The organism is Vibrio sp. R11-SG3-ISO9 (assembly GCF_059834255.1).
Genome location: NZ_JCBDGU010000031.1, coordinates 62,396 through 86,802, shown reverse-complemented (window position 1 = coordinate 86,802; position 24,407 = coordinate 62,396). Strand labels below are relative to the sequence as shown.

General features: G+C 45.1%; 26 protein-coding genes. 13 read left to right on the top strand and 13 right to left on the bottom strand.

Annotated elements, in window-relative coordinates; genetic code table 11:
• Window positions 1-16: 16 nt before the first annotated feature.
• The 4 genes from AC6R05_RS10190 to AC6R05_RS10175 are packed head-to-tail and all read right to left on the bottom strand — an operon-like array spanning window position 17 to window position 3,309.
• On the bottom strand, window positions 17-589 hold the full coding sequence (locus tag AC6R05_RS10190; protein ID WP_150870654.1) for a DNA topoisomerase family protein: 573 nt from the start codon (window positions 587-589) through the stop codon (window positions 17-19).
• 12 nt (window positions 590-601) lie between these two features.
• Window positions 602-1,078 (bottom strand): DUF494 family protein, encoded by a 477-nt coding sequence (locus tag AC6R05_RS10185; protein WP_032548670.1) that lies wholly within the window; start codon window positions 1,076-1,078, stop codon window positions 602-604.
• Between the two features lie 2 nt (window positions 1,079-1,080).
• Entirely contained in the window at window positions 1,081-2,193 is a 1,113-nt protein-coding gene (dprA, locus tag AC6R05_RS10180; RefSeq protein ID WP_500647278.1) for a DNA-processing protein DprA, read from the bottom strand.
• 9 nt (window positions 2,194-2,202) lie between these two features.
• Complete coding sequence (locus AC6R05_RS10175; RefSeq protein WP_500647277.1) at window positions 2,203-3,309, bottom strand: LysM peptidoglycan-binding domain-containing protein; 1,107 nt, start codon at window positions 3,307-3,309, stop codon at window positions 2,203-2,205.
• A gap of 140 nt (window positions 3,310-3,449) precedes the next feature.
• Here AC6R05_RS10175 and def point away from each other — a divergent pair, with 140 nt between their 5' ends.
• The 6 genes from def to AC6R05_RS10145 all read left to right on the top strand — a co-directional run bounded on the left by def (window position 3,450) and on the right by AC6R05_RS10145 (window position 9,839).
• Complete coding sequence (gene def, locus AC6R05_RS10170) at window positions 3,450-3,965, top strand: peptide deformylase (protein ID WP_032548665.1); 516 nt, start codon at window positions 3,450-3,452, stop codon at window positions 3,963-3,965.
• 34 nt (window positions 3,966-3,999) lie between these two features.
• Entirely contained in the window at window positions 4,000-4,947 is a 948-nt protein-coding gene (gene fmt, locus AC6R05_RS10165; protein WP_150870647.1) for a methionyl-tRNA formyltransferase, read from the top strand.
• Between the two features lie 88 nt (window positions 4,948-5,035).
• Window positions 5,036-6,316: a 16S rRNA (cytosine(967)-C(5))-methyltransferase RsmB gene (gene rsmB, locus AC6R05_RS10160; protein ID WP_500647276.1), complete on the top strand. Its 1,281-nt coding sequence runs from the start codon at window positions 5,036-5,038 to the stop codon at window positions 6,314-6,316.
• Window positions 6,317-6,408: 92 nt separating this feature from the next.
• Window positions 6,409-7,785, top strand: a complete 1,377-nt coding sequence (trkA, locus tag AC6R05_RS10155; protein WP_032548662.1) for a Trk system potassium transporter TrkA — start codon at window positions 6,409-6,411, stop codon at window positions 7,783-7,785.
• A 20-nt stretch (window positions 7,786-7,805) separates the two neighbouring features.
• The gene (locus AC6R05_RS10150; RefSeq protein WP_500647275.1) at window positions 7,806-9,251 is read left to right on the top strand and encodes a TrkH family potassium uptake protein; all 1,446 of its coding nucleotides are present in this window, start codon (window positions 7,806-7,808) and stop codon (window positions 9,249-9,251) included.
• Between the two features lie 24 nt (window positions 9,252-9,275).
• A complete protein-coding gene (locus AC6R05_RS10145) occupies window positions 9,276-9,839 on the top strand; it encodes a DUF3157 family protein (protein ID WP_500647274.1) in 564 nt (187 codons plus the stop codon).
• Here AC6R05_RS10145 and trhA read toward each other — a convergent pair.
• Together trhA and AC6R05_RS10135 are read right to left on the bottom strand one after the other, a co-directional pair.
• Window positions 9,836-10,489 carry a PAQR family membrane homeostasis protein TrhA gene (trhA, locus tag AC6R05_RS10140; RefSeq protein ID WP_500647273.1) on the bottom strand — a complete coding sequence of 218 codons (654 nt, stop codon included), beginning with the start codon at window positions 10,487-10,489 and terminating at the stop codon, window positions 9,836-9,838. The genes AC6R05_RS10145 and trhA overlap by 4 nt on opposite strands.
• Window positions 10,490-10,593: 104 nt before the next feature.
• Window positions 10,594-11,385 (bottom strand): sporulation protein, encoded by a 792-nt coding sequence (locus tag AC6R05_RS10135; protein ID WP_152469486.1) that lies wholly within the window; start codon window positions 11,383-11,385, stop codon window positions 10,594-10,596.
• A gap of 282 nt (window positions 11,386-11,667) precedes the next feature.
• Here AC6R05_RS10135 and AC6R05_RS10130 point away from each other — a divergent pair, with 282 nt between their 5' ends.
• The 6 genes from AC6R05_RS10130 (at window position 11,668) to AC6R05_RS10105 (ending at window position 16,748) form a co-directional block, all read left to right on the top strand.
• Window positions 11,668-11,835 (top strand): hypothetical protein, encoded by a 168-nt coding sequence (locus AC6R05_RS10130; protein WP_167332336.1) that lies wholly within the window; start codon window positions 11,668-11,670, stop codon window positions 11,833-11,835.
• A 108-nt stretch (window positions 11,836-11,943) separates the two neighbouring features.
• Window positions 11,944-12,207 (top strand): YihD family protein, encoded by a 264-nt coding sequence (locus tag AC6R05_RS10125; protein WP_032548658.1) that lies wholly within the window; start codon window positions 11,944-11,946, stop codon window positions 12,205-12,207.
• Window positions 12,208-12,516: 309 nt separating this feature from the next.
• Window positions 12,517-13,935, top strand: a complete 1,419-nt coding sequence (gene ccoG / locus AC6R05_RS10120; protein WP_285467387.1) for a cytochrome c oxidase accessory protein CcoG — start codon at window positions 12,517-12,519, stop codon at window positions 13,933-13,935.
• Between the two features lie 74 nt (window positions 13,936-14,009).
• On the top strand, window positions 14,010-14,996 hold the full coding sequence (locus tag AC6R05_RS10115) for a serine/threonine protein kinase (RefSeq protein WP_500647272.1): 987 nt from the start codon (window positions 14,010-14,012) through the stop codon (window positions 14,994-14,996).
• 50 nt (window positions 14,997-15,046) lie between these two features.
• Window positions 15,047-15,646, top strand: a complete 600-nt coding sequence (locus AC6R05_RS10110) for a thiol:disulfide interchange protein DsbA/DsbL (RefSeq protein WP_500647271.1) — start codon at window positions 15,047-15,049, stop codon at window positions 15,644-15,646.
• Window positions 15,647-15,794: 148 nt separating this feature from the next.
• Entirely contained in the window at window positions 15,795-16,748 is a 954-nt protein-coding gene (locus tag AC6R05_RS10105) for a DUF2860 domain-containing protein (RefSeq protein ID WP_500647270.1), read from the top strand.
• 31 nt (window positions 16,749-16,779) lie between these two features.
• On the opposite strand, the gene AC6R05_RS10100 is transcribed toward AC6R05_RS10105, so the two are convergent.
• Window positions 16,780-18,057 (bottom strand): YifB family Mg chelatase-like AAA ATPase, encoded by a 1,278-nt coding sequence (locus AC6R05_RS10100; RefSeq protein WP_500647283.1) that lies wholly within the window; start codon window positions 18,055-18,057, stop codon window positions 16,780-16,782.
• Window positions 18,058-19,437: 1,380 nt separating this feature from the next.
• On the opposite strand from AC6R05_RS10100, the gene AC6R05_RS10095 reads away from it, so the two are divergent.
• Window positions 19,438-20,448 (top strand): DUF4917 family protein, encoded by a 1,011-nt coding sequence (locus tag AC6R05_RS10095; RefSeq protein WP_500647269.1) that lies wholly within the window; start codon window positions 19,438-19,440, stop codon window positions 20,446-20,448.
• A gap of 60 nt (window positions 20,449-20,508) precedes the next feature.
• Here AC6R05_RS10095 and AC6R05_RS10090 read toward each other — a convergent pair whose 3' ends face one another.
• The 6 genes from AC6R05_RS10090 to AC6R05_RS10065 all read right to left on the bottom strand — a co-directional run bounded on the left by AC6R05_RS10090 (window position 20,509) and on the right by AC6R05_RS10065 (window position 24,320).
• Entirely contained in the window at window positions 20,509-21,213 is a 705-nt protein-coding gene (locus tag AC6R05_RS10090; protein ID WP_500647268.1) for a hypothetical protein, read from the bottom strand.
• A 290-nt stretch (window positions 21,214-21,503) separates the two neighbouring features.
• On the bottom strand, window positions 21,504-21,827 hold the full coding sequence (locus AC6R05_RS10085) for a hypothetical protein (protein WP_500647267.1): 324 nt from the start codon (window positions 21,825-21,827) through the stop codon (window positions 21,504-21,506).
• Window positions 21,828-21,829: 2 nt separating this feature from the next.
• Window positions 21,830-22,477 (bottom strand): hypothetical protein, encoded by a 648-nt coding sequence (locus AC6R05_RS10080; protein ID WP_500647266.1) that lies wholly within the window; start codon window positions 22,475-22,477, stop codon window positions 21,830-21,832.
• 5 nt (window positions 22,478-22,482) lie between these two features.
• Window positions 22,483-22,851, bottom strand: a complete 369-nt coding sequence (locus AC6R05_RS10075) for a hypothetical protein (RefSeq protein ID WP_500647265.1) — start codon at window positions 22,849-22,851, stop codon at window positions 22,483-22,485.
• A complete protein-coding gene (locus AC6R05_RS10070; RefSeq protein ID WP_500647264.1) occupies window positions 22,852-23,403 on the bottom strand; it encodes a hypothetical protein in 552 nt (183 codons plus the stop codon).
• 335 nt (window positions 23,404-23,738) lie between these two features.
• Window positions 23,739-24,320 (bottom strand): recombinase family protein, encoded by a 582-nt coding sequence (locus tag AC6R05_RS10065; RefSeq protein ID WP_500647263.1) that lies wholly within the window; start codon window positions 24,318-24,320, stop codon window positions 23,739-23,741.
• Window positions 24,321-24,407 lie beyond the last annotated feature (87 nt).

The window sequence follows — 24,407 nt, the reverse complement described above, 5'->3', positions numbered from 1 at the left end:
CATTGAGCGCCGTTTTTTATGTTTGTTCTTGAATGTGGTGACATTTTCGGTCAGCACACTGCTTTTTGGTGCCTTTGGCGGTTTTCTTCTCCACCAGCAGTGGATACTGACACACTTCACAGCGGCCAATAATCGGCGGCTGATTGACAGCAAACTTACACTTAGGGTAGTTATCACACGCAAAGAACTGCTTGCCATAGCGAGACTTGCGCTCAACAAGGTGACCCTTACCACACTCAGGACAGGCGACTTGCGGTGATGATTGCTGCTCTTGTTTCGGTTGGTCAAGCGACTCAATGTGATGACACTCAGGGTAGCTACTACAACCTATAAACATGCCATAGCGCCCTTGCCTTAATACCAATTCATTTTGGCACTTTGGACAAGGCACACCAAGTTCTTTGACGATATGCCCATCATTCTGATGCAACGGCTTAATATAGTCGCATTCAGGATAATGGGTACACCCCATAAAAGGGCCGTGTTTACCGTGGCGCAGCTGCAACTCTCCGTCACACTGCGGGCACGCCTCATGTTCTAACGCGTGCTCGTGAGCTGAGAAAAGTTGATGATCAATCTTACTACTCATGACAAGCCTGTATTAATGCAAGATACCTTGCTCTTTGGTGTACAACAGCTCTTCCATTTGCGTGTAAGCACTCTCATTACCCGGTACGTTAAACAGCACCATTAAGATAATCCATTTGAGATCATCCAACTCAAACTCATTGGTCTCAAGGCCCATCACTCGATCAATGACCATCTCACGAATTTCAGTGGTCAGCACATTGATCTGCTCAAGGAATAGAAGAAAACCACGACACTCGAGGTTAATACGCGCCATCTCTCGCTTAGTATAAATACGCATAGAGGTATTCGAAGAGACCGAGATCGCCGCTTGGCTATCGGTTTCTTGCAGTGCTGCGAGATCTTCTAACCAGTGAAGAGCCTTATAAATATCGTCTTGGTGAAACCCTGCTCGAAGCAACTCTTCTTCAAGCTCATCTTGATCCACCTGCAATTCAGAATCGCTATGGATGTAGGTTTCAAACAGGTACATCAGAATGTCCATCATCATAGCTAGCCTCTCCCCTTTCGAATATAGCCACCAGAAACTGCAACAACATGCCCTAAAAGTTCTAACTCTAAGAGCTGCATCATGACTTCATGCACAGGTATATGGGTTCGCTGTGCCAAAATATCAACGGGTGTCGCCTCTAACCCTACGTTAGCTAACAGATGTGGAAATGGCAATTGTTCATTTTCATTGTCGGTTATCGGCGCTTCAAACAGACTGGGTTGTACTTCAATAGACCAATCTAACAGGCTTTTTATTTCAACAAGCACATCTTGAGCGCTCTGAACTAAGCAAGCACCCGACTTAATTAAACTGTTCCCTCCACGACTGGTTGGGCTGTGTATTGAGCCTGGCAAGGCAAAAACTTCTCGTCCTTGTTCCAATGCGTAGCGCGCAGTAATCAATGAACCACTCTTTTCTGCCGCCTCTACCACCAATGTACCTAGCGACAAGCCACTGATAATACGATTGCGACGCGGGAAGTTTTCAGGACGAGGTTTAGCAGAGGGACGAAATTCAGAGATTAGCGCGCCTTGCTCTTCAATCCGTTGCGCCAGTTTACGGTGGCGGGCTGGATAGATAGCATCTAACCCAGAACCAAGCACCGCGAAAGTTTCACCACCTCCTTCTAGAGCACCATCATGGGCATAGCCATCAATACCCAACGCTAAACCACTAGTGACAATCAAACCGCTCTGCGCGAACTCTCGAGCAAATGCTTTAGCCGTTTGTAGTCCTTCTAGACTGGCATTACGACTGCCAACCATCGCGATTTGAGGATCACTGAGTGTAGAGGTGTTACCGCGCACAAACAGTGTACTAGGTGCGCTAGCTATCTGACGCAGGCTTGGTGGATATGCGGTACATTGGTAAGTAACAAGATGATGGTTAGCGCTTTTCGCTTGCCACGATAAACACTCTTCAACCAGTGGCTCTGTTTTGAATCTAAGATAGGTTATTTGAGAATCGGAGAAACCTAGCGACTGCAGTTGCTCATGTGAGTAGTTAACAATATTAAGTGGAGAATCGATAGCCAGTAAGCGTTTAAGGCGCTTCATTCCTAGCTTAGGGACAAAGCTCAACCTCAACCACGCCACCAACTCTTGCTCAGTCATCTGGTAATCCTATGGTTCGATATCGTGTGCAGGATGATTTAAGACCATAGATAGCGGCGACACTGCTAAGGTATCACTACTGATTGGTTGACTGCTTTGGGTCACCAGCGCCAAACTAAAATGTTGATAAGGTCTTATCACCATCAGATTGCCGATCTCGGTATTCGGCAACTGGACTTTATTACCCGTTACATTACTGTCATAGCTGTACTCACCCTGCTGACCATAGACTACAGCACCTGATTCTCGAAGCGAAAACATCGATCCCTGGCGCAAGTCATCATCAGTCCCCCTATCTATCACCACAACCTGATTTTTGGCGCTGAATTTGGCTCCCTCTAAAGAACCAACAATATTGGCAGATTGCCCCACCTTCGTAGGAGAAGGATAGAATGTAGTAGTGAATGTAGTAGTTAACGTACTCTTATCTAAGGCTAATTCAGGGAGAACAACATCATTAATCAGGATTTCTTGCAGCTGCGACTCAACCTTTAAGCTGCTGAACAACTCATCAACTGCGCTAAGCTTCGCGGTTGCGACTAAGCGCAAAGACACAATTGAGGTGGCAGGCTGGGTTCGTTGATAAGTTGCTACCGCACGATAGATTCCCCACTTTGGATGTTGTTGTTGACCAGAGATAAACAAGCGGTCTTGAGCCGTGAGAAACTTACGCCCATCACTTGTCCCCAACACACGTTGCGCTGACTCTATATCCGCTTGGGTCACCAATCGATCAGACTGAAGATAAGGCAATACCAGCCCTTCATTAACCGTAGGTACCGCTTTTTTATTCCTAACTCGAATCTTAGGGCTTAGCTTCACTATCGGTTTCACACTCAATACAGGCTGGCCGTTACGCCATACCAATGAGAGCTTGTCTCCCGGATAGATAAGGTGAGGATTATCTATATCCGGATTCACTTGCCATAAACGCGGCCACAGCCAAGGGCTATCGAGGTACATACCTGAGATATCCCATAAGGTGTCGCCTTTCTCAACAATGTAGCTTTTGGGAGCATCCTGCTTAATGTTGAGTTGTGTTAGAGATTCTTGAGCCACAGCAGCACCTGACAGTGACAAGAAAACTAGCGATAACCTCGTTAAAAAATGGCGCATGACCTCGGTTCCTTGGTCTGGGTATATGACATCTAATCGTAGAATTACCTTCAGGATGCTGTCATTTGGCCTATAAAATGTCTAGAATTGAGCCAACAAGGTTTAAGCTGTTTCGGCACAGTTCAATATTTCGAGTGTATATGTCTGTATTACAAGTATTAACATTACCAGATGATCGTCTACGTACCGTGGCGAAACCGGTAAAAGAAGTTACCCCAGAGATCCAAAAGTTCGTTGATGACATGATTGAAACCATGTACGACGAAGAGGGCATCGGCCTTGCGGCAACGCAGGTTGATTTCCACCAACGTATTGTTGTTATCGATATTTCAGAGACACGTGATGAGCCGATGGTGCTGATCAACCCTGAAATCATCGAGAAACGCGGTGAAGATGGCATTGAAGAAGGCTGTCTATCTGTACCTGGTGCTCGTGCACTAGTGCCTCGTGCTGCAGAAGTTACCGTGAAAGCGCTAGACCGCGATGGTAAAGAGTACACCTTCGACGCTGATGATCTATTAGCTATCTGTGTTCAACATGAGCTTGACCACCTAGAAGGCAAACTATTCGTTGATTACCTATCGCCACTAAAGCGTAAACGTATTCAAGATAAACTAGCGAAAATTAAGCGTTTCAACGAGAAACAAGCAAAATAAGCGCTAGCAAAACCTAATAAGAAGGAAGCCTACCTTGAGTCAGTCTTTAAGAATTGTCTTCGCAGGTACTCCGGATTTCGCCGCCCGTCACTTGGCGGCGTTGTTGTCTTCGGAGCATGAAGTTATTGCGGTATACACGCAACCAGATCGCCCTGCAGGTCGCGGTAAAAAACTCACTGCGAGTCCAGTAAAAAACATTGCCCTTGAAAATGATATCCCTGTTTACCAGCCGGAAAACTTCAAGTCGGATGAAGCTAAACAAGAGTTAGCTGACCTCAATGCCGATATCATGGTAGTAGTCGCTTATGGTTTATTGCTACCTCAAGCAGTCCTTGATACCCCTCGCTTAGGTTGTATCAACGTCCATGGCTCTATCCTGCCACGCTGGCGTGGCGCAGCTCCAATTCAACGCTCTATCTGGGCGGGTGATGCAGAGACAGGCGTGACCATCATGCAGATGGATATTGGTCTAGATACTGGCGACATGCTTAAAATCGCGACTCTGCCAATCGAAGCTACAGACACCAGCGCATCTATGTATGAGAAGCTAGCTGGTCTAGGTCCAGATGCGTTAGTTGACTGCCTAGCGGATATCGCAGCCGGAACGGCTGTCGCTGAAAAACAAGACGACGAACTAGCAAACTACGCGAAGAAGCTAAGTAAAGAAGAAGCACGTATCAACTGGAGCGACGATGCGGCTCATATTGAGCGTTGTGTACGTGCCTTCAACCCATGGCCAATGAGCCACTTTGAAGCGGCAGAAAACAGCATCAAAGTATGGCAAAGCCGAGTGGCTGAACAAACTTCAGACAAGCCAGCAGGTACAATTCTACAAGCTGACAAAACCGGTATTTACGTAGCAACAGGACAAGGTGTACTTGTTCTCGAACAGCTACAAGTACCGGGCAAGAAAGCAATGTCAGTTCAAGATATCTTGAACTCAAGAGCAAGCTGGTTTGAAGTGGGCACACAGCTCGTCTAACCCTTGCACGACTGTAAGTAACACAGTCTACAACCTTTACGAGGGCAGAGATGCCCTCATGTATTCAATAAAATAGTCGGTACTCCCCATGAATGTTCGCGCTGCTGCTGCCAATGTCCTATTCCAAGTTGTCGATAAAGGCCACTCTCTTTCACACGCTCTACCTGCGGCTCAAAAAACGATCCGCCCACGAGACCACGCACTACTGCAAGAGATCTGTTACGGCGCTCTACGCTACCTACCTCGCCTAGAGTCTATCGCCAACCAATTGATGGATAATCCATTAAAGGGCAAGAAACGTGTTTTTCACCACCTTATTCTGGTTGGTATTTACCAGCTGAGCTTCATGCGTATTCCTTCGCACGCGGCGGTAGGTGAAACAGTTGAAGCAACCAAAACACTGCGTGGACAAAACCTTAGCGGCCTGATCAATGCGGTATTGCGTAACTACTTACGCGACCAAGAAGCATTGGATGAAGCGGCGACGAGCCACAATGCTGGCAAATACGGACACCCAAGCTGGATCCTAAAAATGTTGCAAGAGAGCTACCCAAATCAGTGGGAGCAACTTGTAGAAGCGAACAACAGCAAGGCTCCAATGTGGCTACGTGTAAACCGTCAGCACCACACTCGTGATGAATATGCCGAGCTACTTAAAAACGAAAACATTGAATACACCCTGCACTCACAAGCAGCAGATGCCATAAAATTATCTGCACCTTGCGATGTCACTCTGCTACCAGGCTTTGATAAGGGTTGGGTATCGGTACAAGATGCCGCTGCGCAATTGTCGGTTGATTACCTAACGCCAAAAGACGGTGAGCTAATCCTCGACTGCTGTGCTGCACCAGGTGGTAAAACCGCGCACATCCTTGAGCACACTAACGATACTGAAGTGGTTGCGATTGATGCTGATGCTAAACGCCTAGACCGCGTTTACGACAACCTAGAGCGCCTTCAATTACGTGCTGACGTAATCTGTGGTGATGCACGCTACCCACAAGATTGGTGGAGTGGTGCTCAATTTGACCGTATCCTACTTGATGCACCATGTTCAGCTACTGGCGTTATTCGTCGCCACCCTGATATCAAGTGGCTGCGCCGAGCTTCTGATATTGAGGCTCTAGCGGAACTGCAAAGCGAAATCATGGACGCGATGTGGGGACAACTGAAGCCAGGCGGCACTATGGTGTATGCGACTTGCTCAATCACACCACAAGAAAACGTGCTGCAAGTGAAAGCGTTCCTTGAACGCACAACCGACGCAACTCTTGTCGGCTCCGATATCGAACAACCAGGTCGTCAAATTCTACCTGGTGAGGAAGATATGGATGGTTTCTACTACGCAGTGTTAGTAAAACAAGCGTAATTATGCAGCGGCTAAGAAGAGGTTCTTAGCCGCTGTTTCGTTGTGGTGTATAACCACCAAGGCGTTAGATAACAAATAATAAGAGAAAGGCTATGAAGATCATTATCCTAGGTGCCGGACAAGTAGGCGGCACCCTTGCTGAGAACTTAGTAGGTGAAAACAATGACATCACGATTGTCGACCGCGATGGTGATCGACTGCGTGAACTTCAAGACAAATACGACCTTAGGGTAGTCAATGGCTACGCCAGTCACCCTAATACCCTGCGTGAAGCCGGTGCTCAAGATGCAGACATGTTGGTTGCGGTAACCAATATGGATGAAACCAACATGGCCGCGTGTCAGGTCGCCTTTTCTCTATTTAATACACCTAACCGAATTGCGCGAATTCGCTCTCCAGAATACTTGGAAGAGAAAGAAGCCCTATTTAAATCTGGTGCGATTCCGGTTGATCACCTTATTGCCCCAGAAGAGCTGGTGACCAGCTACATTGAACGTCTAATCCAATACCCAGGCGCACTACAAGTGGTAAGTTTTGCCGAGCAAAAGGTAAGCCTAGTGGCAGTAAAAGCCTACTACGGCGGTCCTCTTGTAGGTAATGCACTATCGGCCCTACGTGAGCACATGCCTCACATCGATACTCGTGTAGCCGCTATTTTCCGTCAAGGGCGTCCAATTCGACCTCAAGGTACCACCATCATTGAAGCCGATGATGAAGTGTTCTTCGTCGCGGCAAGTAACCACATCCGTTCGGTCATGAGTGAACTGCAGCGCCTTGAGAAGCCTTACCGCCGCGTGATGATTGTCGGTGGTGGTAACATAGGAGCCAGCTTAGCTAAACGCCTCGAACAGAGCTACAGCATCAAACTAATTGAGCGCAGCTACACTCGTGCTGAAAAACTCTCTGAAGAGCTTGAGAACACCATCGTATTCTGTGGTGACGCTGCTGACCAAGAGCTGCTGACCGAAGAGAACATCGACCAAGTAGACGTATTCATCGCACTGACCAATGAAGATGAAACCAACATCATGTCAGCGATGCTAGCCAAGCGCATGGGCGCTAAGAAGGTTATGGTACTGATCCAACGTGGTGCCTATGTCGATCTCGTGCAAGGTGGTGTGATTGATATTGCGATATCTCCACAACAAGCAACCATCTCTGCACTACTGACTCATGTGCGCCGTGCCGATATCGTAAACGTATCGTCTCTACGACGCGGTGCTGCGGAAGCGATTGAAGCGATCGCCCACGGTGATGAAACCACCTCTAAGGTTGTGGGCAGAGCCATTGGTGATATTAAACTGCCACCGGGCACCACTATTGGTGCGATAGTTCGTGGTGAAGAAGTACTGATTGCCCATGATAGAACTGTGATTGAGCAGGATGACCACGTGGTGATGTTCTTGGTTGATAAGAAATACGTTCCAGACGTCGAATCGCTATTCCAACCGAGTCCGTTCTTCTTGTAAGCGCGCACCTGTAAAACATCATGGTTAATTTACGCCCCATTCTGTTGGTTATTGGGCTAGTACTGTCAAAACTTGCCCTGTTTATGTATGTACCGACTCTGGTTGCTTTTTTTACAGGGACAGGTGGCTTTCTAGAGTTTGGTCAATCGGTGGTGATCACCCACGTGATCGCCTTTATCTGCCTGAGTCTTGGTCGCACTGCTCACTTCAGACTTGGCGTGCGGGACATGTTCCTGATCACCTCTTTGGTGTGGACAATCGCCAGTGCATTTGCCGCGCTGCCGTTTGTGTTCATCAACCATATTAGCTTTACCGATGCCTACTTTGAGACCATGTCGGGGATTACCACTACCGGCTCAACGGTACTGAGTGGGCTGGATAATATGGCACCAAGTATCTTGCTGTGGCGATCTATATTGCAATGGCTTGGTGGCGTAGGCTTCATCGTAATGGCAGTAGCAGTACTACCAATGCTCAACGTCGGTGGTATGCGTCTGTTCCAGACTGAATCTTCAGATTGGTCAGATAAGAGTAGCCCACGAGCGAAAACCGTGGCCAAGAACATTGTGGCGGTCTATTTGGTTCTTACAGGACTGTGCTTTATCAGCTACCTCTTCGCTGGCATGAGCATGTTTGACGCCATTAACCACGCATTTACCACACTCTCGACTGGTGGTTACTCGACCTCTGACGGCTCGATGAACCACTTCTCAAACAGTGCGCACTGGGTTGGAACCCTATTCATGTTCCTAGGCGGCTTGCCTTTCCTGCTGTTTGTCAGTGCTCTACGCGGACGCAAGCTGGCGCCGCTCTACAAAGATGCTCAGGTTCGAGGTTTTACTTACCTGTTTCTTGCTTCGAGTGTTGTGATTTCAATGTGGTTAGTTATTCGTGATGGATACACCATGATGGATGCACTACGCGTGTCGATGTTCAATATCGTCTCAGTGGTTACGACTACAGGTTTTGGTTTGGAAGACTTCACAGCTTGGGGCGCTCTACCAACGACTCTGTTTGCCTTCTTGATGATGGCTGGGGCTTGTTCCGGGTCGACCTCTGGTGGTATCAAAATCTTCCGCTTCCAGATCGCGATGACGCTACTACACAAACAGATGATGAAGCTTATCCACCCTTCAGGTGTGTTTGTTCAACGTTACAACCAACGCCCAGTTAACGACGATATCGTACGTTCTTTGGTGGCTTTTGGTTTGATGTTCTTTATTACTATTATCTTAATTGCCGGCGGGTTAAGTGCGATGGGGCTCGATCCCATCACCAGCATTTCTGGCGCGATCACTGCGGTTGCCAACGTTGGCCCAGGCATGGGCAGCGTGATTGGTCCAACTGGAAACTTTGCACCTCTGCCTGATGCCGCTAAGTGGCTGCTAAGCTTTGGCATGCTGATGGGAAGGTTGGAAATTCTGACCCTATTGGTACTGTTCTTCCCAGCTTTCTGGCGTCGTTAATTAAGCATTAAAAAGGAAAACACTATGCGATCTTATCTATTAATGGCTAGCGCACTACTCAGCGGTACTGTATTCGCCGATCAACTGATCACCCTACCCGATGGTAAACAGGTGAATCTTAAAGATGACTTTACATGGGAGTACGTGACGACCAAAGTTGAATCTGAAGTCACGACTTCGGGTACATCTGCGAAGCCAAGCATCGCGGTGATTCCTGTTGCGACCGCCGTTACTGGTACTACGATTAAGCTCAACGATACTAAGCCAAGCCTGCAACTGTCTAAGTCTGGGGTCGATATCCTATTGGGCACAGCAAGCTATCAAGATGGTGAACTCGTCATTCCAACAGCGATCACTAACCAAGGTACTCAGCCAATCATCTTTGTTTCACTGAAGGTTAAAGTGTTCTCGACAGAGGGAGAACTGTTGGCAGAGCAACAAGTAGATACTTGGAAGTCGATTAAGCGTATGGCCGAAACTTACCTTCGTCCACAAAGCAGTGCCGAAGGCAAATCGATTAAGCTAGCAGTAGATAAACAGGACCAATACCAACTTCAAGCAGAAGTAATTGAGGTTCTGGCTCGCTAAACTGGCGTAACGTATAGATAGATCGCAAAGAAATGACAGGCGCATCCTGCCAGTACAAATAGATGCCAAATGGCATGGTTGTATGGGATGCGTTTAGCGACATAGAAAATCACCCCTAAAGAGTAGATGATTCCGCCAACAGCCAGCAGGATCAACCCCCCCAACTCCACACTCTTTGCTAGTTGATAAATCACTATCAGCGACAACCATCCCATTGCCAGGTACGTGACTAACGACAAGCGCTTAAAGCGATACACAAAGGCAATCTTCATCACGATTCCGACTAAGGCTATCGCCCATATTACGCCCATTAAGCCAAAGGCCAGCGGAGTTCTTAAACTGACTAGTAAGAAGGGAGTATAGCTGCCTGCTATCAGCAAATAGATCGCGCAGTGATCGAGGGTTTTTAGCAAGCGCTTAGTTTTCGCGGTGGTGATTGAATGATATAGGGTTGAAGCAAGAAACAGTAAGATAATACTACTGCCGTAGACTGCCATGCTCGCTACGGTTAGTGAGTCAGCGTCGAACTGATTGGCTTTGATGAGCAATAAAATTAAACCAACAATACCCAACACCACCCCAAGGCCGTGTGTTATCGCATTGGCTCTCTCTTCTATTTCACTGTATTCACTAACTTTGGCTTCAGACATGGGAACCCTACTAGAGTAATCGAACATTTACTCTAGTATTGCACATTAAGCTTACACGTGTAAGCTTAAATTTTTATCGACCGTATTATCGCCGGATTGAGAGACTAAGAGACGCTCTCCAAATACTCAATCACCATCTCACCCGCCTGTTGTGGCGAGGTATCAAGAGGGATGCTTAGCTGGCGTTTGAGCTTACCGACACCAAGCAGGCTCGCTAACATGCCTTTAGCACCATCGCGGTTGCGGTCAATCTCAAACCACATTTTCAGCTCTTGCTCATCGCGGTGTGCTACCACTTCCAGCTCACGCCAACGGCCATGGTAAGGCCCTGTCGTTGGTACAAACTCGAACTCTTGAACAAACGGTAACTCAAAGCCATCCACCGCTTCACACTCGACTTGTCGAATGCGCAACCCCTGCGCCTCAAGCTCGTTAAAGATGCCATCAAGCAACTCGTCAGGGCGTACCGTGAGTACATCTTTATCAGATGGATCGATAGCCATAGCGATGTCTAAGCCGGTTTCCAGCCACACTTTCGCATCACCAATGGTCACCGGCGTGTTGAGTGGTACATCAAACTCACACTCAAAGTCGCGAGTTTCACCTGGCTCAATAGTGAAGGCATAAGGCAGGCTCCACTTCGCCAATGAATACGTTTGATGGACACGACGCGTCTGACCTCGATCTTGTTTATCGGGGTTAATTGGAACTTCCTTGATGTAACGGCAGCACAGATTGAGGTCGATGTTATCGATCTCTTGAGGTTGGGAGCCACCGTAAACGTGCACAATAATGTTGGCTTTACGGCCAGGGTAAAGCACTTCTTGTTGGAGTACCGAATCTACCTTCGCCGATCCAATACCAAAACTTGCTAGCGTTTTCTTTAAGAACGACATATGCACCTCCTTTAAAGCACCATCTTAAGCCTGAAAGAGGTTCAAACTCAAATATACTGCTCACACAATTTTAGCCGTTATTGGCGGCAATTTTTCCAACAAGCATCGATCGTTCAACCAGATGATGATAATCTGTTATTGATATGCACGCATATCATTATCCTGATTCATGATTGGATTGGCGAAAGCCAGACGAGCCTAACTTCAAGCAATTAAAGTGCAGCTCATTTTGGGTCAGGCCATTAAATTGGCAATGGATATGCCTGACCGTTAGGTAACTCAATGCGACCAACAGCTGTCAGGTTTTCGCACACCAACCGTAGTGCGATGCGTCGTCGTAGTGGCTTTGTTGCTGCTCCAACGGCAAAGAACGTGGCTCCAACAATGACTCTTGTCGAGAAGACTGCTCTGCTTACGTCTAGCTCTGCAAAAGTAATTAAAGCCGCATAACAAAAAGCGCAGTTTTTACTGCGCTTTTTTCTTGCCTGTTGGATTGGTATTCCGTATCCGATTTGATACCTTTACTGCAAATCATTATAAAATTTGTGGAGAATAGAAATGAAATGCCATCGCATTGAAGAGCTGATCGAGCTAATGGAGCCTGAGTGGCAAAAAGACCAAGAGCTAAACCTGCTTGAATTCATCATTAAGCTATCTAAAGAGGCGGGCTACGAAGGTAAACTTGAAGATCTCACCGATGACGTACTGATCTACCACCTGAAGATGCGTAACAGCCAGAAAGACGAGATGATCCCTGGCCTGAAAAAAGACCAAGAAGACGATTTCAAGACCGCTATTCTAAAAGCACGCGGCATCATCTAATCCAACTCAGTTTCAGCTCAACTATTTTAAAGGCGACCATTCGGTCGCTTTTTTGTTTCTGTTCGCTATTTTTTCGTCACAACTGTTATGAGTTTTGTTGCTAAAGGTTGATAGCGTTAAAGAAATGAGAACAGTATTGTCGCTATAATCGCCTCCCATAAGAATCTTCTAAAATAAGAGTAGCGTGTATAGGGTCCAGTGATATACCAAAGCTACGGTATGCAAGATTCTCCCGCAGAGTTACTTAAAAGCAATGTCATAAAGTGCCCACACCAAGAAAGGGTACCTATACCATCAAAAGGATAGTCCATGAGTCAGGATAAAATCGATATCAAAGATGTGACTCCTAAAACCTTTAATCCCAAGACACATAAAGGTAATGGAGATCGATTTAACCCCAATAACCGCATCTACGTGCGTGAAAGCAAGGGTAAGTTCCAACAGCTGCGCCGCTACGGTGGCTGGTTCCTACTGCTACTGTTCGCGTTAATCCCGTGGATACCGTTTGGAGAGCGACAAGCAATATTGCTCGATATTGGTAATCAGCAGTTTAATTTCTTTGGCACCACGCTTTACCCTCAAGATCTGACCCTGTTGGCGATCTTGTTCATGATCGCAGCCTTTGGCCTGTTCTTTATTACCACCTTTTTAGGCCGTGTTTGGTGTGGTTACCTATGTCCACAAACCGTTTGGACCTTTATGTACATCTGGTTTGAAGAGAAACTAGAAGGTTCAGCCAATAAACGTAAAAAGCAAGACTCGGGCAAGCTGACACCGAATCTGATGCTACGTAAAACCATTAAGCACATTGCATGGTGGGCAATCGCCTTAGCAACAGGTCTCACCTTCGTTGGCTACTTTATTCCAGTAAAAGAGCTGGTGGTTGGTTTCTTTACCTTCGATGCTTCTTTCTGGCCAGTATTTTGGGTTCTGTTCTTCGCTGGCTGTACCTACGCTAATGCGGGTTGGATGCGTTCGATCGTGTGTCTACACATGTGTCCGTACGCGCGTTTCCAATCTGCGATGTTTGATAAAGATACCTTTATTGTTGGCTACGACACAGAGCGTGGTGAAAGCCGTGGTCCTCGTTCGCGCAAAGCCGATCCTAAAGCACTGGGCTTAGGTGACTGTATCGACTGTAATTTGTGTGTGCAGGTATGTCCTACTGGTATTGATATCCGTGATGGCCTGCAATATGAGTGTATAAACTGTGGCGCTTGTATCGATGCCTGTGACCAAACCATGGATCGTATGGGCTATGAGAAAGGCCTGATCAATTACACCACTGAACACCGTCTAGAAGGTCACAACACTAAGGTCATGCGACCTAAGCTGCTGGGTTATGGCGGCGTGCTGCTACTGATGATTGGTTTGTTCTTTGTGCAGGTGGCGAGTGTCGACCCAGCAGGTTTAACCGTGCTTCGAGACCGAAACCAACTGTTCAGAATCAACACTCAAGGCTTTGTTGAGAACACCTACACACTCAAAATCATCAACAAAACCCAACAGGTTCAAGAGTATGATTTAAGCGTCAACGGACTACCAGAAGCGATCTGGTACGGTAAGCAGACCGTTGCTGTAGATCCAGGTGAAGTACTTAACCTGCCGATCAGCTTGGGGGCAGATCCAGAAAAACTCAGCTCACCAGTTTCGACAATTCAGTTTATACTCTCGGATAATGAAGAGTTTACGATGGAAGTTGAAAGCCGCTTTATCAAAAAGCTCTAATATCTAGTGGATTACCACTCGGTATTTCAACCCAATCAATGGAAAAAGGCTCAGTAATGAGCCTTTTTTATTTTATGACCGAACAAGCTTTTAACTTTGATAACCTGACGCCTGACTTCATGTGGTACGCCCTAGAAAGCATTGGGGTTCGTGCCGAGTCAGGCCTATTGGCGCTCAATAGCTACGAGAACCGCGTCTATCAATTTAGTGATGAAGATAGCAAGCGCTACGTTGTGAAGTTCTATCGCCCACAACGCTGGACTAAAGAACAGATCCAAGAAGAGCATGATTTCGCACTCGACTTGATTGAACAAGAGATTCCGGTTGCACCACCGATTAAGATCAACGGTCAAACCCTACATGAGTATCAAGGCTATCTCTTTGCGCTATTTGATAGTGTTGGCGGGCGTCAGTACGAAGTGGATAATCTCGATCAGTTGGAAGGCGTCGGTCGCTTTCTCGGACGCATTCATAAAGCAAGCTCGGAAAAGCTATTTCAGTACCGTCCGACTATTAGTCTCGACGAGTATCTGCATCAACCACGCAAAATCCTTGAGAATTCACGCTTTATCCCTGCACACATCGAATCGGCATTCTTCAATGATCTTGATATGTTGATCAATGCACTAGAAGAGCAGTGGTCTGACTCAAGTAAAATTATTCGCCTGCATGGCGATTGCCACCCAGGCAACATTTTGTGGCGTGACGGGCCGATGTTTGTCGACCTTGATGATGCGCGCAATGGCCCTGCTATCCAAGACCTGTGGATGCTACTCAACGGCGAACGCCAAGATAAACTGATGCAGCTCGATATTTTATTGGAGGCTTATCAAGAGTTTTGTGACTTTAACAGTGCAGAATTGAAACTAATTGAGCCACTGCGCGGTCTACGTATGGTGCATTACATGGCATGGTTAGCAAAGCGATGGCAAGACCCTGCTTTCCCAATTGCATTTCCATGGTTTAATGACCCGAAATACTGGGAGCAACAAGTACTTGCTTGTAAAGAGCAGATTGCTACCCTACAGGAGCCACCACTTTCGTTAATGCCTCAGTGGTAAGGCAACACTGATAGCAAACAAAAAATTCAAACATAATGGAGATTGAATAAATGAAAAAGCTATTCGCATTTTTCTCATTGGTTATGCTGAGCTTATCGGCTCACGCAGCGCAATTTAACGAAGGTGAGCACTATAAGGTTCTAGACCTAGAGCCTTCTAAAAAGCCAGTTGTTACTGAGTTTTTCTCATTCTACTGCCCACACTGTAATAGCTTTGAACCAATCATTCAGCAGCTAAAAAAACAACTTCCTGAGGGCGTTAAGCTTCAGAAAAACCATGTATCTTTCATGGGTGGCGCTATGGGTAAGCCTATGAGCAAGGCATACGCGACCATGATCGCGCTAAAAGTAGAAGATAAGATGGTGCCTGTAATGTTTAACCGCGTTCACAACATGAACAAAGCGCCTCGCGACGAAGAAGAGCTACGTCAAATCTTCCTAGATGAAGGTGTTGATGCGAAGAAGTTCGATGCAGCATACAAAGGCTTCGCGGTTGACTCTATGGTGCGTCGCTTCGATAAAGCATTCAAAGACAGCGGTCTTTCAGGCGTTCCAGCGGTTGTGGTTAATAACCGTTACCTAGTCGATGCGCAAGGTATCAACTCTCTTGATGAATATTTTGCACTGGTTAATTTCTTATTGAAGAAATAACTCATTGAAAAAAGGGAGCTTCGGCTTCCTTTTTCTTTGCTATGCTCAAAAAGCATCATTGATAAAAAATTAATCAGGAACCTTTTAGTATTTGGACTATCTATAGTTTTTCACTAATCACTAACAGGTTGGGCAAGGAGCCCCGCGAATGAAATTAAAAATCACGTTTTTAGCTTTGAGCATTGCAGCTACCCCTGCCTTCGCCAAGCTTGCCGATGAGCAAGGCATCAGCGGTGAAATCTCCCTGAATGCTGGGGTCACCTCGTCTACTTCAAACTTCAATACCGACGGCGATAGCACCATCACGTCGACTGACCAAAAAGCGTCTTCAGAAAGCTCTTTCTTAGTCGCTCCACTGGGCAGCATAGCTTACACCTTTGGTGAGCGCTTAAATCACCAGGTTTATACGGGTACCGCTCGTGACGATATCGCAACAGGTACTGTAGTACTTGAAGTTGGCTACAAGTATCAGCTGCAATCAGGAATGGTGATTGATGCTTCAATCCTACCAACCATTATGTCCGGCGAGACTTGGGCTGACCCGTATGACACAACAGGTCCTCGTTCAAAAACTGACGAGAAGGGGAACGCCTTTCGTTTAAAACTGAGCAGTATCGCAGGTTCACCATTCTCACTGGATATGGCCTACGCCACCAAAGATGTTGAACAAGATAATGTGCCTGACGAGCTAAAGCGTGATGCGGATACTTTCTACTTGAAAGGCCAATATCGACAACCTCTGAGCCGCAGCATGATGCTAGTGCCATCGATCATCTATCAATCTCGCGATGCTGATGGCAGTGCCGAGTCTTATGACCAAATCGGTGCTGAAGTCAGCTTGTTCGGTGCCGCGGGCCGTCACCAATACGCACTAACAGCGGGCTACAGCCAACGAGATTACGATAGTGCCAGTACCGAATTCACCTCGGTTCGCAGTGATGACAACATCAATCTGTTTGCCGCATATGAATATGAAAAGTTCATGAACTGGGATAACTGGTCATTCATTTCATTGGCAGGCTACGGCACCAGTGATTCCAACATCACCTTCTACGATGAGTCTCAATACATCGTTTCAGTTGGTATGAACTACAAGTTCTAATCCAAACACATCGGTATAGCCGCTTTGTTGGCTATACCGCTTGTGCCGTCAACTGCTTCAACAACCTGTCCATAGCTCGATACCCCAACGCCTCCGAAAGATGCTTCTTGTGAATCTGTTCGCTCCCCTCAAGGTCTGCAATGGTGCGGGCAACCTTGATGATGCGATGATAAGCACGAATTGATAACCCAAGCCGGTGCAGTGCCGTTTCTAAGAACTGAGCATCTTGCTTATCGAGCGGGCAGTGCTTTTCAATTTCACGGCTGGTCAGTAGTGCATTAGGCTTTCCCCCTCGCTCAACCATGGTCGACCTTGCATCCACCACACGCTGCTTGACGACCTGTGTCCCCTCACCCCGATCGCCACCCTCAGCGAGCATACCTTTGGGAAGTAACGGAATCTCCAATGACATATCGAAGCGATCTAACAGCGGCCCAGACAGCCGATTCAAATAACGTAAAATAATCTGTGGATTCGCACGCGCTTGATTGCCCTCATAGTAGCCCGTTGGACTTGGGTTAAGCGCACCGACCAATTGGAAACGAGCAGGAAAACGGGTTTTGCCCGCAGCCCGTGAGATGATGATCTCTCCAGACTCCAGCGGTTCTCGCAATGAATCGAGCACCTTTCTCTCAAACTCAGGCATTTCATCAAGAAACAACAGTCCATTGTGCGCCAATGATATTTCTCCTGGCCTTGGCACAGAGCCTCCACCCACCAGTGCCGCCATCGAGCTTGAATGATGCGGGGAACGAAATGGACGCTGCTTCCAGTTGTATTGATTGATCTCTTGCTGGGTGAGTGACGCAACAGAAGCCGTTTCCATCGCTTCGTCATCACTCATCTCAGGCAGTAAGTCACAAAGGCGTGAAGCGAGCATGGTCTTGCCCGTGCCGGGTGGGCCTAAAAACAACGTCTTGTAGCTGGTATCACCCCAAGCGTGTAATCGTTCTTCAACAACACTGTATTCAACACTACCCGAGTCAGAGTAAACCTGTGAAACTCGGTCTAAAATCGCATGTCTTAGCCCTCTGTATCGGAACCCTTTACCGCCTCTTGGTTTGAATGCTTGCTCTGTTTCACCAATGAACTTAAAGAACCCATCAACAAAACTAGATGCACTCTCGTTGCGTTCTAACGTCTGCTTGTGTGTTTCAGCTTGAGTACTCTCTTTCTGGAACTGCGCTTGATACTGCTCTTGAGTCTTAACAACTGGTACAGGGTTATTTATTGCTGGGATGAATTCCCCTGACTTCGCTTTTCGCTTGATCTGAATTTCAGCAAGCTTACGCTGACAAAACGCTACCATTGTTTGAAGTTTGTTGTTCTCTGCGACAAGCATTGATACTTCATTGAATTCAGAAAGAGAAAGTTTGCGATTCACTTGTGAATCACATGTTCTTTCTATTCTTTTGTTCTTCTTATTTACACTAGAAGACAAAACAGCTTCATCCCTAGAAGACATTTTATTTTGATTTGCTTGCTGTTCTTCGAGATATGCTTTCTTCTCAGCTTTGGTAGCAATACTCTTCTTGTACGCATACATACGCTTTTCAAGCAGAGGTTTAACCTTGTTGAAGTACTTCTCAATGGTTCTCAGGTCAAAGTGATATGTTGAAGCTTTACGCCCGTCATACTCACCAAAGTGATTTCTTCTGCTATTCAGCTCTCGAGTAAATCCCGGTAAGTGCTCCATACCCCACTTGATAGCTCTAGAGATGCGTTTTTTCTGAGCATCAAGCTTCTCAGGCATGGGTAAACCAAGCTCAAAAGCTTTATCGATAATAGTGCCAACGAAAACATCACAAGACTCTGTTTTGTAGTTACAGAACTGAGCAATGATAGAAAGAATTGATAGGTTTGTTTTTTCCGCACGTTTTGAGCCAATGGCCATAAAATTCAGTACATGAACTAAGCCGTGATGACTGCGGATTTCGAAAGGTTTTTTAGATTTAAGTGCTGTGTCGATCATCAATTAACCATCTGATACCACTTTGGGCATCTTATAGTTGCCAGAGGTAGCCTTTGAGTGGTTAAATCCAACTCGTTCAGTGAATCGATCATCCACTGAGCTACCGGTGACAGGTGTGAACTGTTACCAATCCACAAGAACGAGTTGCAGCTCTTTCTTGTGACAGGAAACCCGCACACTAGCGGGTTTTTTTGTACCTGCTGAAAATGAATTACTTCAACATCACGCGCGACTATCTACAGATTTTCTTTGATGATCAATCAAGATCTACTCTTCTTATGACTGACTGATCAGTATTTGATCACGGCAGTACAAACGGTGATCAGTTCAGTCAGTAGTGACTTACTTTATCTATATGAATCCTATAGTTAAGTAACTAGTGACTCATCGACAAGCCTTTCTATCGTATCTAACATTAGCCTTTAAGCTGGTGGTCACACAAAGAGATACTCTTTAAGTTATGAAATGCTTTGTCCAAACCATTTAATCCAAAGCCACTTTGACCATCAGCTTTTTTCTCATCTCTTCAAATATTATCTACAAACTCATCAGTAAATAGCTCTAAATCGATCTGTATGATCTGTTGTGACGTTTTTACGCTATCAGATAACTCGTTGTAGCTTGTTTAGCGTTTAAAGCTCTTAGAGAGCGTTACAGATCGTTTTTGTGTGTTGTGTGATTGAACTGTATAGACCGGACTGTGTGAAAAGAATAAAGTTGCATAACAATACACACAAAGAGAACACGGGAATGCCTTTACCGTCATTTCAAGACAAGCTCGATAGCTTGAATCTTCCGGAGGGTGTGAAGCCATCCATCCTATTAGCTAATGGTTTCTCACAAGCATGGGACCATGGGATTTTTAATTATAAAAACCTACTTCAACAAGCAAACTTTGGCGCTCGAGATGCGAATATTAGAGAGATATTCAATAAGTTTGAAACTTATGATTTTGAGCAAGTGATGCGTGCATTAGAAGCCGCTGAGATTGTTTGTGAGACCTACGGTGTCGATGCTGCAAAGATTGATGAAATCAACACAGACCAAGAGCAACTTAAAGATTCTTTGATTGATGTTATCTCAGATACTCATCCAGAACGTTCTAGCCGAGTGACCATCGCTGAATACCAGAAAGCTAAGCCTTTCATCTTACAGTTTAAGAACATTTTTACGCTGAACTATGACCTACTACTGTATTGGATTGTAAACAAAACAGAGATAGCTCCAGAGGGCTATAGAACCGGAGACGGGTTTACTTTCAACACTTGGGAAAATAGACCAGATCAAAACGTCTACTTCTTGCATGGTGGGCTTCATCTTTACGACACCGGAACAAAAATTAAAAAGCATACATTCAACAACGATTTTGATGTAAGCATTGTCGATAAAGTACGAGATAACCTAGATAACGGAAAATTCCCTTTGTTTGTCTCAGAACCAACATACAAAAAGAAGCTAGAGCGTATCGAGCACAACCCTTACTTGAACGCTTGCTATAAAGCTCTCAAGAAACTAGACGGAGCTTTGTTCATCCACGGTCACTCTTTGGCTGAAAATGACCAACATATTTTCGACCAAATCAATGAGAGCAATGTGGATAAAGTGTTTATCAGTATCTATGGTGATGAGAACTTGCCAGGGAATCGTGAAACTATGGCTAATGCAGCTCGATTTATTAATGCTGACATTGAGTTTTATGACGCTGACACAGCACCTATTTGGAAGTAATCCACTAAAGCACAGGACTCCCTGTGCTTTTCTTTTTGATGGTTAGACTGTTCGCTTCGCTCACTTCCGCCTTCGGCGGTTGGGTGCTTCGCACCCGTATTTTCTCAGTATTTCTTGGATAGATTTAAGGTGAGTTTTCTTTTCCGGTTTTGAATCGTTTTTAGTGGTATTTATAGGGGTAAATATACCTACACTACAGTGAATAGGATAAAAAGCGTTGAAAGCCTTGGTATCATTGGCTTCATCAAGGTTTTCGCTAGTATAAGAATTACCGAAAGTTTGAGATTTTAACTGGCGTAGTTTTCGACTCACATAAACCGGATTTCTACCAAGTATCGCAGCATTTTCCTCTAGGTCTTTGCAGCAATAATCTACCCACTCTAAAGAGTAGAGCCTCTTAGTTCGTTGTTTGAAAGGCGACATTAATCTAGAGGCTTTACCAAGGCTCTTTTGTAAGGCTTTCTTGAGGTCTTCTCGCTGGTGGTCATCTACTAGTATCAAGCCGTGTATATGCGGGTTCTTGAGGTTTCCTTTGTTACTGGATTCTTCAAAAACAAACCACATTTGAGAGTTATCGATACCATGGTTTTTTAGATGGCGTTTCAAATTCTTGGCAAGGTGATCAACGGGGTCACTATTGGACTCAATAGCTGAGCGATACAAATCTCTTTCGACAAGCACAGTAAAGGCTATCAAAGACTGTTTTTCTGTTTTTAACTGCTCGAGGTGATAGGTAACCTGTCTTAGAGATTCTTGAGTATTCATGCCTAGCTTGATGATGTTCTATGCCGGACATTCACACTCTCTCGGAATGGCTATAATCACTAAATTCTGTCTTATGCTGGCAGATAGATATATTTACTTTTGTGCAATGATTTCTTGTGGTGGTTGCAGGAAGTTCATGTATAAGAAGTGGTTTACTGAAAAGAGATTGAATTGAATAGTTTTAAACGCTTTTTTCGATTAATAGGTATGTATTTGTTCTAAAAAAGTCATATATAAGAATTGGTTAAAGATAACATCCGTCCTCAGTCGCTCGGGACGGTTTCTATGACTTAATGAGGCACAAAGCCCCAGTATCTCTGCTTTGACTTATATCCATAATCATCAACAATCGCTTTTTCCGGCACTACGTTAATGATTTGATACCCCTCAACACGAAGCAATGGGTTCAAGTAGCTTTTAATCAAGTAAGAGACATTAGGTGAGTCTGCTGCTTTTACTAGTTCCATCGTAGAGAAGTACAGCTCCCGTTTAGAACCAGCCATTAGTTCAAATACTCTAAATGGTAACTTTGTCCGAAGAGTAGCAAGTGCAAAGCCTACTTTATGGATAACTACCTCTGGAATATCGACGAACACATCTGTGCGAAGCGTCATATTTACTCCATTTTCTCTACCAATAAGCCAGCTTGAATTTTACTTACACCGTCCTGCCGACTTAACCGCTCAATCCGTTCTATTTTATCCTGTGCATTTTGTTTAGCTTTAATCTTAGGAAGCTCAATTCCGATATCAGAATACGCTTTAAGTACTTTATCTGCTCGTTGAGCTTGCTTAATTTTTTGTAGACTAGCTAAGTTAACACCGGATTCACTGGCTAGGTATTCAAGTTCTTTCTCTAACTCATCAGCAGACTTAGGAACATCGAATATTTCTAACCTTGCTAGCTTTTCGTCAATGTCAGCCTGTTTCTCATCCAGAATCGACTTATATCGCTCTAAATGCCCAGTGTTAAGCTCAAAGTCGACAGACTTTAAGAACTCCATCCCATGCCGACTGGCTATTTCACTATATTGCTTTCCAGAAAACTCTAGAGGCTCTTTACCCATGAGAGCTTCATATACTTCCGCATTAGCCTCATTTACGTAAAACTCTCTTCCTGCATGGACTTTGGTGATCACAGAAGCATTCTGCTCTTCAACATCCTGACAGGATGCTTCAAAGCGTTCAATAATGTGCTCTCCTGGTCCCTTACTCGCCTCACAAGCATACAACTGCTCTATAACTTCTTGCTGCTCTTGACCCATAGTACTCACCTATTATATCTAAGGTACTTTTCACGATTAGTTTTGATAGCAATTGCTAAATCATTTTCATGTTCTTTTTGTCTTTCTTCTTGAGCCTGACGTCTAATACGTAACTGCTCTAGATTTCTCTTTTCCAGTGCTTTCTCCTGCTGGATACGAGCTTGATTTTGCTGCTCTCGGACTGCTGTTAAACGTACTCTTTCCGCCTCAATTCTTTCTAACCTCTCCTGTTCCAAAGACTCTTGGGCAGAAAAGTGATCCACCATCTTACCTACACCGTTAAAACTAGCGCTTGAAGATCGGAATTCTTCACTCTTAACAAATTCCCGCTGTCCTGTTCGAGGGTTAAACCGGATTACTTCATGTTTACTCATTTAAATCTCCACTTTACATAGTTCGCTGAGGTCAATATCGACCGAGCTTGCTACAAATGAATCGACCGCTCGCTCATCCTTTGTTGATAAGGGGGCAAGCAGAGCCGAAAGGTTGTTTTCTTGAATCGCTTTAATACGTTGCGCTCTCCTCTCTTGGCTTATCTCAGCTCGGTAAGACTTGTTTAAAGCATCTAGTTCATGTATTGATTCTGGCATCTTTAAAACGCTGTTGAACTCATGCTCCAATAGCTTTTGAAAGCCCCATCGACGCTCTTTGCTATCAACCTTATGAGCACGTTGAATTCCCTTTGGTACTTGCTTGGAAACAAGCTTGTACCCTAGAGGCTTCAAAATTGAATTAAGTCTCCTTTGAATGCCAATCAACTCACCTTGATATCCAAGATTAGATTGAAAGGTGTGCTGGTGGGTTAACTCACTCAAATGCCTAAAAATGTCCAAAGCATCGTAAAACTCAGCAAGTCTCAACCTTTGAATCACTTTGTTAATGATTGGCTTGGGAAGCCTTATAAACTGGTGGTATTTATTGTTCAAACTGCCTCCTAGCTCTGAACGAACCGAGGTCATATAACAACAAATAAATTGAGGGCGCAATAACGCTTAGTATAAGAAAAACCATAAGCCACTCAGATACTTACAATTTTTTCTTCAAACTTTTTTAGGTATACGTTTACTACTATAAGAAAATGAATTGGGGATTAGAGGCAGACAGGAACCATCAGGGTTGGGACATTTAGTTTCTATATGGGGATATGACAAACTGAGTTATAGAAGCCGGATATCTGCGGTGGTATTCTTCAAGAGAGCTTATAAAATAGCTTCTTTACTTTTAGGGGGCGGTTTATATCCGCCCTTATTTTATTCTACTACTACACGTCTTTATTCCAGTGTCGCTTCACTGTAGCAATACCTATACCTAGCTCTTTAGCTGTAGCACTTTGTGATAAACCATCAGCTTTGCATCTCTGTACATTATCAGTCGTACCCTTTGCAGCAGGTCTACCTAGCTTCTTACCCTCAGACTTTGCTCTATTAAGCCCCTCTTGAGTACGCTCTCTTATTCTGTTTCTTTCGAACTCAGCGAATGCAGAGAACATTTGAAGCATCAGCTTTCCCTCAGAGCTACTTAAGTCTGCTACTGGTAAATCAAGAGAAATCACCTTAATTCCTTTAACCGTCAATTTATCAATTGTCTGTTGTACATCGATGTTGTCACGACCTAGACGGTCTAGCTTTAGGACTACTAAGGAATCTCCGGACTCAAGCTTATGTTCAACTAAGGTTTTGAACTCTTTTCGTTCCATAGCTAAAACACTGCCAGAAACCGTTTCGGAGATAACTCGATTTTCCTCAACTTCGTATCCAGCATTACGGATAGCAAGAATTTGGTTTTCTGTTGTTTGCTCTACAGTAGAAACTCGGCAGTAAGCGAAAATGCGTCCAGTAGTCATTGTGTAACTCAAGATTAGTATCAAAAACGTAGTATCATAATAATGATAGTATCATTTAGTGTCAATGCTATTTTTATGATACTAGTG

What these genes read in the sequence shown, in the direction of transcription:
- AC6R05_RS10090 (WP_500647268.1), bottom strand. Translation starts at nt 21,213, where the DNA reads ATGAATACTCAAGAATCTCTAAGACAGGTTACCTATCACCTCGAGCAG.
- AC6R05_RS10150 (WP_500647275.1), top strand. Translation starts at nt 7,806, where the DNA reads ATGGTTAATTTACGCCCCATTCTGTTGGTTATTGGGCTAGTACTGTCA.
- AC6R05_RS10145 (WP_500647274.1), top strand. Translation starts at nt 9,276, where the DNA reads ATGCGATCTTATCTATTAATGGCTAGCGCACTACTCAGCGGTACTGTA.
- AC6R05_RS10080 (WP_500647266.1), bottom strand. Translation starts at nt 22,477, where the DNA reads ATGGGTCAAGAGCAGCAAGAAGTTATAGAGCAGTTGTATGCTTGTGAG.
- AC6R05_RS10185 (WP_032548670.1), bottom strand. Translation starts at nt 1,078, where the DNA reads ATGATGATGGACATTCTGATGTACCTGTTTGAAACCTACATCCATAGC.
- trhA (WP_500647273.1), bottom strand. Translation starts at nt 10,489, where the DNA reads ATGTCTGAAGCCAAAGTTAGTGAATACAGTGAAATAGAAGAGAGAGCC.
- AC6R05_RS10190 (WP_150870654.1), bottom strand. Translation starts at nt 589, where the DNA reads ATGAGTAGTAAGATTGATCATCAACTTTTCTCAGCTCACGAGCACGCG.
- AC6R05_RS10115 (WP_500647272.1), top strand. Translation starts at nt 14,010, where the DNA reads ATGACCGAACAAGCTTTTAACTTTGATAACCTGACGCCTGACTTCATG.
- trkA (WP_032548662.1), top strand. Translation starts at nt 6,409, where the DNA reads ATGAAGATCATTATCCTAGGTGCCGGACAAGTAGGCGGCACCCTTGCT.
- AC6R05_RS10105 (WP_500647270.1), top strand. Translation starts at nt 15,795, where the DNA reads ATGAAATTAAAAATCACGTTTTTAGCTTTGAGCATTGCAGCTACCCCT.
- AC6R05_RS10085 (WP_500647267.1), bottom strand. Translation starts at nt 21,827, where the DNA reads ATGACGCTTCGCACAGATGTGTTCGTCGATATTCCAGAGGTAGTTATC.
- dprA (WP_500647278.1), bottom strand. Translation starts at nt 2,193, where the DNA reads ATGACTGAGCAAGAGTTGGTGGCGTGGTTGAGGTTGAGCTTTGTCCCT.
- AC6R05_RS10135 (WP_152469486.1), bottom strand. Translation starts at nt 11,385, where the DNA reads ATGTCGTTCTTAAAGAAAACGCTAGCAAGTTTTGGTATTGGATCGGCG.
- AC6R05_RS10130 (WP_167332336.1), top strand. Translation starts at nt 11,668, where the DNA reads ATGCGACCAACAGCTGTCAGGTTTTCGCACACCAACCGTAGTGCGATG.
- def (WP_032548665.1), top strand. Translation starts at nt 3,450, where the DNA reads ATGTCTGTATTACAAGTATTAACATTACCAGATGATCGTCTACGTACC.
- AC6R05_RS10125 (WP_032548658.1), top strand. Translation starts at nt 11,944, where the DNA reads ATGAAATGCCATCGCATTGAAGAGCTGATCGAGCTAATGGAGCCTGAG.
- AC6R05_RS10100 (WP_500647283.1), bottom strand. Translation starts at nt 18,057, where the DNA reads ATGGTAGCGTTTTGTCAGCGTAAGCTTGCTGAAATTCAGATCAAGCGA.
- AC6R05_RS10075 (WP_500647265.1), bottom strand. Translation starts at nt 22,851, where the DNA reads ATGAGTAAACATGAAGTAATCCGGTTTAACCCTCGAACAGGACAGCGG.
- ccoG (WP_285467387.1), top strand. Translation starts at nt 12,517, where the DNA reads ATGAGTCAGGATAAAATCGATATCAAAGATGTGACTCCTAAAACCTTT.
- AC6R05_RS10175 (WP_500647277.1), bottom strand. Translation starts at nt 3,309, where the DNA reads ATGCGCCATTTTTTAACGAGGTTATCGCTAGTTTTCTTGTCACTGTCA.
- AC6R05_RS10065 (WP_500647263.1), bottom strand. Translation starts at nt 24,320, where the DNA reads ATGACTACTGGACGCATTTTCGCTTACTGCCGAGTTTCTACTGTAGAG.
- rsmB (WP_500647276.1), top strand. Translation starts at nt 5,036, where the DNA reads ATGAATGTTCGCGCTGCTGCTGCCAATGTCCTATTCCAAGTTGTCGAT.
- AC6R05_RS10110 (WP_500647271.1), top strand. Translation starts at nt 15,047, where the DNA reads ATGAAAAAGCTATTCGCATTTTTCTCATTGGTTATGCTGAGCTTATCG.